Raw genomic sequence first — 12,879 nt, 5'->3', positions numbered from 1 at the left:
AATGGACTGTTTCTTGTAAAGGTGACTGAGTGACCGCTGTCCTTCAAGGTAGCGCATTTTTGTGTGCGTGCATGTACATCGTTTTTTCTGTATTGGCCTTTTTTTATGGGGCGATCGACTACCGTACCGGAGCGGTGGCCGTTGGAGGGGCGGTATTCGCTGTCATGTTATCGGTTTCCCGAGGACGAAACGGCTTAGCTTTCTTTTCTATGCTGCTTTTGCTTGTCTGTCTGTTCGCGTTCTCATTGTTTAACTATGATTGGTCTGAGTACCGGAGTATTTTCACGGTTTTTGTTTTTGTTTCAGGGCTTGGTATTGCCTGGTATGCGGTAGAGTGTCGTAAGACGGCAATGTTCTTCGAATATCCCTTTCTGATGTTTTTGGCTGCTACGGTTTGGCTGATTGTGGCTGAAGGTTATGGGCCAACTGAATTTAATAGGGTTTTAACTGGATCAAGTCGGAACGTGTATTCGGGCATTCTGCTGGCGCTCGCAAGTGGTTATATTTTTTCTCGGGAGCTTCGGGGTAAATCTGTTTCCGTCACGTTGCTTTTTTTAGTGTTTTTGATAAGTATTCCCTTGTACAGCCGTAATGGGCTGTTTGTTTCGTTTGTGCTGTTGTTGTGTGCGTTGTGGCGTAAAAACGCTTTTGTCGTTCTGGCTATGGGATTGATCGGTGCCATAGTTTTGGTTTTTGGTTGGGAGTATTTTTATGATCTTTTGCAGTCGCAGACGAATTTAACAGCGGGGTTGGAGAGTGAGAGGTATCTCATTGCCCAAGATTATTTTGCCCATCTAGATCCTATCAGCTTTTTTGCGGGTGTGGATTTAACAGGTGTGCCAATGGTCGAGTCTTTTGGGGGCAACCCTCATAGCGCATTCCTTCGATTGCATTCATTTTTTGGTGTTTCAATATTTTTTCTGATTTTTATTGCCGGTTGGTCTCTCATAGCCTTGCTGGCTGATGAAAGGTATTTTTTGGCGATTGTTCTCTTGCTGTATTTGTTTCGTGCTGCGTTTGATATATTTTACTTGTTTAATCTGATGGATTTTCTGGTTTTTCCGTTGGTTTTTTATTGGTATTTCAAACGCTTCATACCCCGTTTCGGAAGGGCGGCGGAATCACCCCCTTCGTATGGTTAGGTGGACAGGCTGGTGTTTTTAGGATTTACAAAAATGACTGGGAGTGTAGGTATATGAAGAAGGCTCTAATCACCGGGGTTACCGGTCAGGATGGCTCGTATTTGGCGGAGCTGTTACTCGAAAAAGGCTACGAGGTCCACGGTATCAAGCGCCGGGCGTCGTCCTTTAATACCCAGCGCGTCGATCATATCTATCAGGATCCACACGTCGATAACCGCAATTTTGTCCTCCATTACGGCGATTTGAGCGACTCATCCAACCTGACTCGGATCATTCAGGAAGTTCAGCCGGATGAGGTCTACAACCTTGGGGCTCAATCTCACGTTGCGGTGAGTTTCGAGTCTCCCGAATACACGGCTGACGTTGACGCAATGGGAACGTTGCGGATACTTGAAGCTATCCGTTTGCTGGGCTTGGAGAAGAAGACCCGTTTTTATCAGGCTTCGACTTCTGAATTGTATGGTTTGGTCCAGGAGATTCCCCAAAAGGAGACGACGCCTTTCTACCCGCGCTCTCCCTATGCGGTGGCGAAGCTATATGCCTACTGGATTACCGTGAATTATCGCGAAGCCTACGGCATGTACGCTTGTAACGGGATCCTGTTCAATCATGAATCTCCGCGTCGCGGCGAGACATTTGTAACGCGCAAGATCACCCGGGCCCTGGCAAACATCTCCCAAGGACTGGAAAAATGCCTCTTCCTGGGCAATATGGATGCGCTGCGGGACTGGGGGCATGCCAAGGATTATGTGCGCATGCAATGGATGATGTTGCAGCAAGAGCATCCAGAGGATTATGTGATCGCTACGGGCGTTCAATACTCCGTACGGGAGTTCGTGCGCTGGTCTGCTGCTGAATTGGGTATCACACTGCGCTTTGAAGGCGAAGGTGTGGAAGAACGTGCCGTCGTTGAGCGTATCGACGGTCAGTTGGCTCCGGCGTTGAGTGTTGGAGATGTTATTGTTCGCGTGGACGCACGTTACTTCCGGCCTGCTGAGGTGGAAACGCTGTTGGGCGACCCAAGCAAAGCCAAGAAGAACCTGGGTTGGGTGCCGGAAATCACCGTACAGGAGATGTGTGCGGAAATGGTCAGGGAAGACCTCAAGGCGGCTCAGCGTCATGCTTTGCTCAAACAGTACGGCCACGATGTCCCGGTCGCCTTGGAGAATTAATAATGTCCCGCGAATTGAACCAGACCATTTTCGTTGCCGGCCATCGAGGCATGGTGGGCTCGGCCATCGTGCGTCGGCTCCAGGCTCTTGGCTATCGTTCCGTTCTTTGTGCCAGCCGTGACGAATTAGACTTGCTGGATCAACAGGCGGTACGGGCTTTTTTCGCGCGAAATCAAATTGATCAAGTGTATCTGGCGGCAGCCAAGGTAGGGGGGATTCACGCCAACAACACGTTTCCCGCGGACTTCATCTACGACAATTTGATGATTCAAGCTAACGTGATTCGGGCGGCGCATGATTCGGACGTGCAGAGGCTGCTGTTCCTCGGGTCCTCCTGCATATATCCCAAGCAGGCGGTACAACCGATGAAAGAAGAGGCGTTGCTTACCGGCGTCCTTGAATCGACCAACGAGCCGTATGCGATCGCCAAGATTGCCGGGATCAAGTTGTGCGAGAGCTATAATCGCCAGCATGGCCGCGATTATCGCAGCGTCATGCCAACCAATCTATATGGGCCGCATGACAACTATCATCCGGAAAATAGCCATGTGATCCCGGCTCTGCTTCGTCGTTTTCACGAAGCAGTGCAGACAGACCAGGCGGAAGTGGTTATCTGGGGAAGTGGCAACCCGATGCGCGAATTTCTTCACGTCGACGATATGGCGGCGGCCAGTGTGCACGTGATGGAACTTGATGGCGCCACCTATCAGGCCAACACCCAGCCTATGCTGTCTCATATCAATGTGGGGACAGGCAAGGACTGTACAATACGCGAGCTTGCGCAAACCATCGCCAAAGTCACTGGGTTTAAGGGGCGATTGTCGTTCGATGCCAGCAAGCCTGATGGCACACCCCGTAAATTGATGGATGTCTCCCGGCTTCGCGCGCTGGGATGGCAATCGTCGATTGAGCTGGAAGAGGGGTTGAGTGATGCGTATCAATGGTTTGTAGAGCATCGTCTGGAAGCCAGACATTGATTTTGTCTAAGTACGTTTTTACGGCCTGTCGCGCCGTAAGCCTATGAATAAAAAATTTAATGGCCAACCTCGATAGCAGCAGTACAGGACGATCTTGAATGTTTCTTCCGGTCATCATGGCAGGGGGGGCGGGGTCTCGCCTCTGGCCCTTGTCTCGCCAGCTCAATCCCAAGCAGTTTCTTCCTTTGGTGGATGCTGGGCAATCGTTACTCCAATCGACAATCAAGCGGTTGGAAGGGCTCGATCATCATTTGCCCATACTGATTTGCAATGAACAGCATCGCTTTCTTGCGGCCGAGCAACTGCGGCAGCTTGAAATGGAGCAAGCTCGTATTCTGCTCGAACCGGTGGGGCGGAATACCGCACCGGCTATCGCGCTGGCAGCATTACAAGCCACGGTTTCGGGGGCGGATCCAGTCCTGTTGGTTCTTGCGGCGGACCATCTTGTTCAAGACGTTGGAGCGTTCCACACAAGTATCGAACGCGCCTTGGCGCTGGCTGAGGGGGGGAAGCTGGTGACGTTCGCAATCGTCCCCACTCACCCGGAAACCGGTTTTGGTTATCTGGAAAGGGGCCAGGCACTTGGCAACGGTGGTTATGTTGTCAATCGCTTCGTGGAGAAACCCGATTCAGCGGCTGCTCAAAAATATCTGGAAAGTGGAGAGTATTTTTGGAATAGCGGCATGTTCATGTTCCGGGCTAGCCGCTATTTAGAAGAGTTGGAGCGTTTTGCTCCCGATATTCTGCATGCTTGCCGTGCCTCTTTTGCCAGTGCTCAAGAGGATATGCACTTTACACGCGTCAATGCTCAGGCCTTTGCAGCATGCCCTGAAAACTCAATTGACTATGCTGTGATGGAACGCACTTCGGATGCGGTGATGGTGCCGTTGGACGCCGGATGGAATGATGTGGGGTCTTGGTCCGCACTTTGGGATACCGCAGAAAAAGATGCCCATGGCAATGTTCTTAAAGGTGACGTGATCACGGAGCGTACCAGCAGCAGCTATGTACATGCTACCCATCGACTTGTGGCGACAATCGGGGTTGACGACCTGGTGATCGTTGAAACCAAAGACGCGGTGCTTGTCGCCCATAAGGGGGACGTACAGGACGTCAAGAAAATCGTCGATCAGTTGAAAAGCTGCAAGCGTCCCGAGTATGCCAATCATCGTGAAGTCTATCGTCCATGGGGGGTTTACGACTCTATCGATAATGGACCGCGTTATCAGGTCAAACGTATTACAGTTAATCCCGGTGCCAAGTTGTCGGTACAAATGCACCACCATCGGGCGGAACACTGGATAGTGGTGAGCGGAACGGCGCAGGTAACCAACGGAGATAAAACTTATCTGGTTACGGAAAACCAGTCAACTTACATTCCCGTTGGTCAAGTTCATGCCCTTGAGAATCCTGGTGTGATCCCTTTGGAGTTGATTGAAGTCCAGTCGGGTACCTACCTGGGGGAGGATGACATTGTCCGTTTTGAAGATAGATACGGTCGGGTAAAGGAATGATGGTTTGAAAATTTCGATTATTACTGTTTCCTATAACAGTGCAGCCACCATTCGCGACACGATAGAGTCAGTCTTGTCGCAGCGGTACGAAGACATCGAGTACATCATTGTCGATGGGGCCTCCAAAGACGCAACCATGGCTATTGTCAACGAGTACAGTGATCGAATCGCGAAAATCGTCAGTGAGCCAGATAAAGGTATTTATGATGCCATGAACAAGGGCATTTCACTGGCGAGCGGAGATGTTATCGGTATTCTCAATTCAGATGATTTTTTTGAATCGAGCGACGCCGTTGGCGCGGTAGTTGAATGTTTCAATTCCTCACCGGAAAGCCAGCTTGTGTTCGGTGATATCGTTTTTGTCAACGCTGAGGATTTGGGCACGGTAACTCGGTTCTATAGCGCAGGTCATTTTCGTCCCTGGAAGCTTCGTTTTGGTTGGATGCCGCCTCATCCCGCGACGTTTGTTCGAGCCGATGCATACAAGGCGGTAGGGCCTTATTCGGTAAAATATAAAATATCTGCGGATTATGAGATGTTCGTTCGGCTGCTGCTGGTTCATAAGTTTGCATTTGCGAGGCTTGATCGGGTTCTGGTTCGTATGCGGGCTGGCGGCGTGAGTACTTCCGGTGTGAAGAGCAGTCTTCATCTGAACAAGGAGATCGTTCAAGCATGTCGCCGCAATGGTGTTTATACCAATTTGCTTATGGTCCTGAGCAAGATTCCGTTCAAGTTGTTTGAATACATTAAGCGTCCTGCAGGGTCTTCCCGATGACTCGAGTGTTGGTGACAGGTGCGAGTGGATTTGTTGGGACTGCCTTGGTTGATAAGATCAAATGCGATAAGCATTTTGAGCTCAGTGCCTCGGTTCGTGATGCGCGACAGCTCTCGGGTGTCCTGACGCACCAGATACCGGATCTTGCCGCTGAAACTTCATGGGCCGCGGCCCTTGAAGGAGTAGATATAGTTATCCACACCGCTGCACGTGTGCATGTCATGCGCGATGCTTCGACTGATCCACTGGCGGATTTCAGAAAGATTAATGTCGACGGCACTCTGAATCTCGCACGCCAGGCTGCCGCTTCAGGTGTACGACGATTTATTTTTCTCAGTTCAATCAAGGTTAACGGAGAAAGCACTGCGCTGGGCCAGCCTTTCAAACCGGATGATATTCCTTGTCCGCTGGACCCTTATGGTGTTTCCAAGATGGAGGCTGAAAAAGCGCTGCTGACACTGGCTGAGCAAAGTGACATGGAAGTGGTAATTATCCGCCCGGTTCTGGTTTATGGTCCAGGTGTCAAAGCCAATTTCCTGAATATGATGCGTTGGCTCAGTAAAGGAATACCGTTGCCTTTGGGAGCTATTCATAATGCCCGAAGCCTGGTAGGTATCGACAATCTGGTTGATTTGATCGTGACGTGCGTAAGTCACCCCGCTGCGGCTAATCAGATTTTCTTGGTCAGCGATGGGGAAGACTTATCCACTACCCAGCTTTTAGTACGGATTTCGAGAGCGCTTAAAAAACCTTCGCGCTTGGTTCCTGTTCCATCCTGGATACTCGACTTCGCTGCGCGATTGGCTGGGAAAGGAGACTTTTCCAAGCGTTTGTGCGGTTCGCTTCAGGTCGATATCAGTAAAACTCGTAAATTGTTGGGCTGGGCTCCTGTCACTAGCGTCGATCAAGGATTGGCAGACACGGTGAGCTTTTTCTTGAAGCAGGGTAAATAATGGTCTCGCAAGGTTTACTGGTTGTTGTGGTCGTTTCATTTCTCACAACATGGCTACTGCGCCGTTATGCGTTGTCCAGAAGCATTATCGATATCCCCAACGCTCGCAGTTCACACACCGTCCCAACTCCTCGTGGCGGAGGCGTAGCCATTGTTCTCAGCTTCCTTGCGGCTCTGCCCGTATTGGCAGCCAGTGGGTTCCTGACGGGGGCAACCCTATGGGCAATGCTGGGGGCAGGAGCAGGGATCGCTGTGTTGGGATTTCTTGATGACCATGGGCATATCGCTGCTCGGTGGCGATTGCTGGGGCATTTTGCGGCATCAATATGGGCGTTGTACTGGCTGGGCGGCTTGCCGGCTATCTCTTTGTTCGGACTGGAGCTGAATTTAGCTTGGCTTGGCCACGTTCTGGCGGTGTTCTACCTGGTGTGGTTGCTTAACCTCTATAACTTCATGGATGGAATAGACGGAATCGCCAGCGTTGAAGCGATTTGCGCTTGCCTTGGGGCTTGCCTGCTTTATTGGTTAGGTGATTTTGAAACGCTGATCGTGACTCCGTTGGTGCTCGCAATGGCTGTCGGAGGTTTCCTGTATTGGAACTTTCCTCCCGCACGTATCTTTATGGGCGACGCGGGAAGTGGGTTCCTCGGTATTATCCTGGGCTTGTTGTCACTGCAGGCCGCCTGGGTTTCATCCAAGCTTCTTTGGGTCTGGCTGATTTTGCTGGGTGTTTTTATTGTCGATGCTACCGTGACCTTGATCCGTCGTCTCTTGCGGGGCGATAAGGTCTATGAAGCTCACCGCAGTCATGCTTATCAATTTGCCTCGCGCCGGTATGGCAGGCATTTGCCAGTGACGCTCGCGGTGGCGGCGATCAATGTGTTATGGCTCTTGCCTCTGGCGGCGGCTGTGGTTTTGTTGAACATGGATGGCGCGTTGGCTTTGGTAGTTGCCTACGTACCTTTGGTGTTGCTGGCCATCAAGTTTCATGCGGGTGAACTCGAGAAAGCCTGACTTCAGGCAAGGGTCGCGCTTTTCGCTTTTCGAGTGTCCAACGGTCAATGATGTGACAGCGTATATTGGGTAATGGACCGTTTTCAGGAGCAGGCCAAGGTGCATGAAGGGGTTATGGATAAGATAAGAACGGCATTGTTGGGATTGCCAAGGCGTCATAAGCGTGCGATCCAGGTGGCAACGGATGTGTTTCTGGTCTGGGGCGCCTTATGGCTGGCGTTTGTCGTTCGTTTGGGCGTCGAGGCGTTGGCCAGCCCGATCGAGACGCATTTATGGCTTTTCGGCTCAGCGCCACTGATCGCCATTCCGATCTTTATCCGCTTTGGGATGTATCGCGCCGTCATGCGCTATTTCGGTAATGACGCGTTAATCACCATCTGTAAGGCGGTCAGTCTCTCTGCCTTGCTGTTGGCGCTCGTAGTGTATTGGTACAGCAATCACACGAACGTTGTGCCACGCTCCATCATTTTCAACTATTGGTGGCTCAGCCTCATCATGATTGGGGGGTTGCGCTTGATGATGCGGCAGTACTTCCTGGGCGACTGGTTTACGGCTGCCCAGCATGTGCCGTTTGCCAACCGAGACGACGGGCTGCATAAAGTCGCTATTTATGGTGCAGGGGCCGCAGGTAACCAACTCGTGGCCGCTTTGCGCATGGGGCGGGTGATGCGGCCTGTCGCGTTTATTGACGATGATCGCAGCATTGCAGACCGGGTCATTGCGGGATTACAGGTCTACCAGCCCAAACATATTCAGAAAATGATCGATGAGACCGGTGCGCAGGAGATCCTACTGGCGATCCCTTCGTCATCACGGGGGCGCCGTCGAGAGATCCTCACGTTGCTCGAAGGCTTTCCGCTGCACGTACGCAGTGTCCCCGGCTTCATGGATCTAGCGAGCGGTCGGGTCAAGGTGGACGACATCCAGGAAGTGGATGTGGCAGATCTTCTGGGGCGTGATCCGGTACCTGCGCAAGCCGATTTGCTTGAGCACTGCATCGCAGGACAGGCGGTTCTGGTGACCGGAGCAGGGGGATCGATCGGTTCGGAGCTTTGTCGGCAGATCCTGGCTCTCAAACCTACGACATTGCTGCTATACGAACACAGCGAATTCAATCTCTACAATATTCTTTCCGAACTTGAACCTCGAGTCGCTCGAGAGTCGTTATCCGTTCGTTTGTTGCCTATCCTGGGTTCGGTGCGGAATCAGGAAAAGTTGCTGGATGTGATGAAGACCTGGAGTGTCGACACGGTCTATCATGCCGCCGCTTACAAGCACGTACCGATGGTCGAGCACAATATTGCGGAGGGTGTATTAAATAATGTGATCGGAACGCTGAACACCGCACAGGCCGCTTTGCAGGCGGGAGTGTCGAATTTCGTTCTGATTTCAACGGACAAGGCTGTGCGTCCCACCAACGTGATGGGTAGTACCAAGCGGCTTGCCGAACTCACTTTACAGGCCCTCAGCCACGAACTGGCCCCTGTGTTGTTCGGGGATAAGTCCAACGTCTCGCGTGTCAATAAGACCCGCTTCACAATGGTGCGGTTCGGTAACGTATTAGGCTCGTCTGGTTCTGTTATTCCTTTGTTTCATAAACAAATCAAATCCGGTGGGCCGCTGACTGTCACTCATCCCAAGATCACACGCTATTTCATGACCATTCCTGAAGCCGCTCAGTTGGTCATTCAGGCCGGCTCCATGGGGCTGGGTGGTGATGTTTTCGTATTGGACATGGGTGAGCCAGTAAAGATTGTCGAACTGGCGGAAAAGATGATCCATCTGTCGGGCCTGAGTGTGCGATCAGATAAAAACCCTCACGGAGACATCGCTATCGAGTTCACAGGCTTGCGCCCTGGCGAGAAGCTTTACGAGGAGTTGCTGATAGGCGACAACGTGGTAGCGACACCGCATCCCATGATCATGAGTGCCAACGAAGATCATCTGCCCTGGGATGTGCTGAAGGCCAAGCTGGCGGAGTTGCTGGCAGCCATAGAGCATGATGACTATGCAAGAGTCCGGCAGCTGCTTCGGGACACCGTCAGTGGTTACGCCCCGGACGGCGAGATTGTCGACTGGATCTACCAGCAACGTCGCCTCGAACCTTGATTGTTACATATGCTGTAACGTAGACGCTTTTGACAGCGGCCCATCATCGCCTAGATTTCAGAGGCAGCTTCGGAAAAGCTGCTTCTCTCTTAACGATGTCATGGAGCGTCACTTATGCGTATAGGCTATTTCTACTCCCTGGTTTTTGCCCTTCTGACCAGCGCTTCCATAGCCGCCATTGCTGCGCCTACGGCCAAGCCCGAGACGATAGCCACGCCGCACGCATCGGAGGTTTCAGTAAAACCTCAAAGTGCCAAGGTGGATCTCAACGTAGCGGATGCCGCGACGTTGCAACGGGAGCTGGCGGGAATAGGCAAATCCAAGGCCGAGGCGATTGTTGCGTATCGTGAAAGTAATGGGGGCTTTTCGTCGGTAGATGAACTGCTTGAGGTCAAGGGGATTGGCAAGGCGATTCTGGACAGAAATCGTGACAAGTTGGAAGTTAACTGAGTGTGATGTTGAAGAGGCCGGTCGAACCTGACTGGCCTTTATCAGGTGGACGTAGCCTCATGAACGTTGAAGTCTATTAAATTGTTTGTGGAATAGCTGCTCGTTGTCGGCCAAATTTCATTATCGGTTTTTCCACGAAGGTGTAGAAAAAATACGAAGCAATCAAAGTGATCGGAGCAGTAAAATACATGAGGAGTCGATACTTTTCCTCTTGGCTGGTCATGTCTAATGCCGGAGCGATGAGCTGGAGCGTGAATTGACCCAAAGCCCCGTGGAACATATATATTGTGTACGAGATATCGCCGAGAATCTTGAGCAGTGGCGTAACGGTGTTCCCCAGATTGAGTCGCATGTTAAGAACTGAAAAGCAGATGGCGCCGCAGAAGGCGGTGAAGAGCACTCGATCAATGCCGGTTACGATGGAAATCTGATTGCCTTCTGCTGGATACACCAAGAACAGTAACGTGCTAAGTGCCAGAATGGCGATAAGTCCGCTTTGAGGGATTTTGTGTTGAATGTTTTTACTGGCCCAGGCGATAGATATGCCAAGGATGAACAGGAAGGCATTGTTCAGCGGGTTGATATAAGTTTTCCATTGGCTCGCAAGTGTCGTGCCTGTGGAAAGTTTGTACAGCGCATAAAATAAAAACGCGCTTGCACTTATTAACAGAGCAAGCTTGATCGAGCGGTTTCGGTTTTTGGCTTGCCACATGATAAGAGGAAATATGGCATAAAAAACAACCTCGTTGCCGATTGACCACCCTCCAACTGTCAAGTAATTGCCCGGGTCCAGGAAGCCAAACGTCAGGGATAGGTTGAGCGAGAGATTTACAAAAAGCGTCTCCCAATGTATAGGTCGGTTACCGATGGTCAGGAAGAATAAACTAATACTTAGAAAACATCCTGCCCAGAACGCCGGAATCAGCCGCAGGTATCGTTTCTTTATAAAGAAAACCAGTTCGTCTCTATTCCAGTTTTGATGCTGATAGGCGATATAGAGCGACATTCCGCTGATGATGAAAAATATGGAAACTGCATAAATACCAAGGCGGCCCAATAAAGTGCTGGAGTCTGGCACCCCCACGCTCCAGCCGGCAAAATGATAAAATAAAACAGACAGGGCCATAAGACCCCGTAAATAGTCTATCGAGTGAACCCTTTGCATGTTTGACCTGAAACTGGTTTACGTTTTCTGATCATAGCAATCTTTCTGATTTGCCTGCACTATCTTCTTCCTCTAAAGAATTTTCCCTTGCTGCTCTGGTGCGAAAGGTTTGTCGCCGATGAGCGTTTGGATCAGCCGAAATTTATCAATCAAAACTGATCAAGGATCCGAGCCATGTATAAAGACTATCCAGCCGCCTACCAGGTCAGCAAAGGTTCCGCCCTGCAGGTGGACAAGCCGTTCTACGAACGCATCCGCACCCAGCAGGACAAGCGCACGCTCATCGAACAATTCGAAGTCCCTATCCGTACCGGTCGCGCTTGGCACGTGCCGGCCGGCCATGTATTTCGCGTCACCACGCCCGTGGGCCCGCAGGTGGGGGATTTCAACGTCTGGAACGCCCACGATCCGCGGGAGCGCCTGTGGGCGGCGCGCACCCGGCAGCTTCAGGGCGCTCACGTTACTACCCATGACCGACTGTGGTCGAACCTGCCATTCCTGCGTCCCTTGGTGACCATCACCGATGACAGTCTGGCCGGCTACGGAATCGATGAACACGGCGGACGACTGCATGATCTGTTGGGAACGCGTTGTGATCCCTATGTGAACAAGATGCTCACCGGTGAGGACTTCCATCACCATTGCCATTCCAACCTGACCCGTGCAGTGCTTCCCCATGGCCTCACGGAGTTCGATGTGCATGATGTGCTGAATATTTTCCAGTGCACGGGACTGAATCATGACGACATGTACTTCATGAAGGCCTGCCCGGCGCAGAAGGGGGATTATCTGGAGTTCTTTGCCGAGATCGATCTTCTATGCGCCTTGTCTACCTGTCCTGGCGGTGACTTGTCGCTGGCGATGTGGGGTCCGGATGCCCAGGATCCGCTCAGCGTCTGCCGCCCCTTGGGCGTGGAGATTTATCAGCTTGCAGATTCATTGCTGGAAGGCTGGGCCCAGCCCGAGCGTGCGGCGTATAACGGACTGCATGGCTTGCAAATTGCCAAGGCGTCCTGGGAGAAATAGGCGCAAAAGTTTTTCGTGGCGAGGGGACCTGCCCCGGGTTACGAAAAAGCAAGCCATGGACAGTTAACGATCCTTGGCTTCTTTCGCATCCATTTCGGCGTTCCTCTCGGCAACGCGCTTGCGTTGCTCTTCAGTCAGTTCGACCTTGTTGGCGGTGTCGCGCAGTAGCATCAAGCCGCCGACGATCGAGCCGATGGCAATAATCAGAATCAACCAGGCATACCAGGGCATAGGGCTCTCCTAGAGGCGCACGTTAAGGGCCGCTTGCCTCAGCCGTCATTACAGTTTGGAGCGAACGTCGTTCGCAGTGGTTCAATATTACCCCTGCAGCACACTGTCTGCTGCGCACTGTCGTTGTCATAACAAAACCCTGGCTCATTCTTTACGCATTTTTTATCCCCACGCTCGCTCTCGATCTCGCTCCTTTACAGCCTCCCTGAGGACAATCGCTCCAACACGGCACGACGCCGTAACACGGAGAAATCCCATGAGTGTTCTGGACGGGGTGTCATTGCTCTTGGCAGTGGCGCTGTTCATTTATCTGCTGGTTGCGCTGTTGCGCGCGGATCGGAGCTAGGAGCGG

At 51.8% G+C, this 12,879-nt stretch carries 13 protein-coding genes; 11 read left to right on the top strand and 2 right to left on the bottom strand.

Annotation, left to right across the window (positions count from 1 at the left end; all coding sequences use genetic code 11):
* Window positions 1-29: 29 nt before the first annotated feature.
* From LCU97_RS02045 to LCU97_RS02005, 9 genes are all read left to right on the top strand, one after another.
* A complete protein-coding gene (locus LCU97_RS02045) occupies window positions 30-1,142 on the top strand; it encodes a hypothetical protein (protein ID WP_232775435.1) in 1,113 nt (370 codons plus the stop codon).
* Window positions 1,143-1,195: 53 nt separating this feature from the next.
* On the top strand, window positions 1,196-2,314 hold the full coding sequence (gmd, locus tag LCU97_RS02040; protein WP_053155099.1) for a GDP-mannose 4,6-dehydratase: 1,119 nt from the start codon (window positions 1,196-1,198) through the stop codon (window positions 2,312-2,314).
* 2 nt (window positions 2,315-2,316) lie between these two features.
* Complete coding sequence (gene fcl / locus LCU97_RS02035; protein ID WP_053155101.1) at window positions 2,317-3,291, top strand: GDP-L-fucose synthase; 975 nt, start codon at window positions 2,317-2,319, stop codon at window positions 3,289-3,291.
* A 98-nt stretch (window positions 3,292-3,389) separates the two neighbouring features.
* Complete coding sequence (locus LCU97_RS02030) at window positions 3,390-4,805, top strand: mannose-1-phosphate guanylyltransferase/mannose-6-phosphate isomerase (protein WP_053155103.1); 1,416 nt, start codon at window positions 3,390-3,392, stop codon at window positions 4,803-4,805.
* A gap of 4 nt (window positions 4,806-4,809) precedes the next feature.
* Complete coding sequence (locus LCU97_RS02025) at window positions 4,810-5,580, top strand: glycosyltransferase family 2 protein (RefSeq protein WP_232775434.1); 771 nt, start codon at window positions 4,810-4,812, stop codon at window positions 5,578-5,580.
* On the top strand, window positions 5,577-6,533 hold the full coding sequence (locus LCU97_RS02020; protein WP_053155107.1) for a UDP-glucose 4-epimerase family protein: 957 nt from the start codon (window positions 5,577-5,579) through the stop codon (window positions 6,531-6,533). Before LCU97_RS02025 ends, LCU97_RS02020 begins: the two co-directional genes overlap by 4 nt.
* Window positions 6,533-7,546, top strand: coding sequence for an MraY family glycosyltransferase (locus LCU97_RS02015; RefSeq protein ID WP_232775433.1), 1,014 nt, complete (start codon window positions 6,533-6,535; stop codon window positions 7,544-7,546). Before LCU97_RS02020 ends, LCU97_RS02015 begins: the two co-directional genes overlap by 1 nt.
* 114 nt (window positions 7,547-7,660) lie before the next feature.
* The gene (locus tag LCU97_RS02010) at window positions 7,661-9,655 is read left to right on the top strand and encodes a polysaccharide biosynthesis protein (RefSeq protein WP_408636345.1); all 1,995 of its coding nucleotides are present in this window, start codon (window positions 7,661-7,663) and stop codon (window positions 9,653-9,655) included.
* Window positions 9,656-9,769: 114 nt separating this feature from the next.
* Window positions 9,770-10,105, top strand: coding sequence for a ComEA family DNA-binding protein (locus LCU97_RS02005; protein ID WP_053155111.1), 336 nt, complete (start codon window positions 9,770-9,772; stop codon window positions 10,103-10,105).
* Between the two features lie 76 nt (window positions 10,106-10,181).
* Here the strand turns inward: LCU97_RS02005 and LCU97_RS02000 are convergent, their stop codons facing one another.
* Window positions 10,182-11,270: an acyltransferase family protein gene (locus LCU97_RS02000; RefSeq protein ID WP_082339828.1), complete on the bottom strand. Its 1,089-nt coding sequence runs from the start codon at window positions 11,268-11,270 to the stop codon at window positions 10,182-10,184.
* Between the two features lie 174 nt (window positions 11,271-11,444).
* Here LCU97_RS02000 and LCU97_RS01995 point away from each other — a divergent pair, with 174 nt between their 5' ends.
* Entirely contained in the window at window positions 11,445-12,296 is an 852-nt protein-coding gene (locus LCU97_RS01995; protein WP_053155114.1) for an urea carboxylase-associated family protein, read from the top strand.
* A 63-nt stretch (window positions 12,297-12,359) separates the two neighbouring features.
* On the opposite strand, the gene LCU97_RS01990 is transcribed toward LCU97_RS01995, so the two are convergent.
* The gene (locus tag LCU97_RS01990) at window positions 12,360-12,527 is read right to left on the bottom strand and encodes a DUF2897 family protein (protein ID WP_082339829.1); all 168 of its coding nucleotides are present in this window, start codon (window positions 12,525-12,527) and stop codon (window positions 12,360-12,362) included.
* A 256-nt stretch (window positions 12,528-12,783) separates the two neighbouring features.
* Between LCU97_RS01990 and kdpF the strand changes: the two genes are divergently transcribed.
* Window positions 12,784-12,873, top strand: a complete 90-nt coding sequence (gene kdpF, locus LCU97_RS01985; RefSeq protein WP_053155116.1) for a K(+)-transporting ATPase subunit F — start codon at window positions 12,784-12,786, stop codon at window positions 12,871-12,873.
* Window positions 12,874-12,879 lie beyond the last annotated feature (6 nt).

The organism is Pseudomonas uvaldensis, assembly GCF_021271205.1.
Taxonomy (GTDB): domain Bacteria; phylum Pseudomonadota; class Gammaproteobacteria; order Pseudomonadales; family Pseudomonadaceae; genus Aquipseudomonas; species Aquipseudomonas uvaldensis.
Note: the sequence above shows the minus strand (reverse complement) of the source record. Positions and strands in the feature narration are given on the sequence as shown.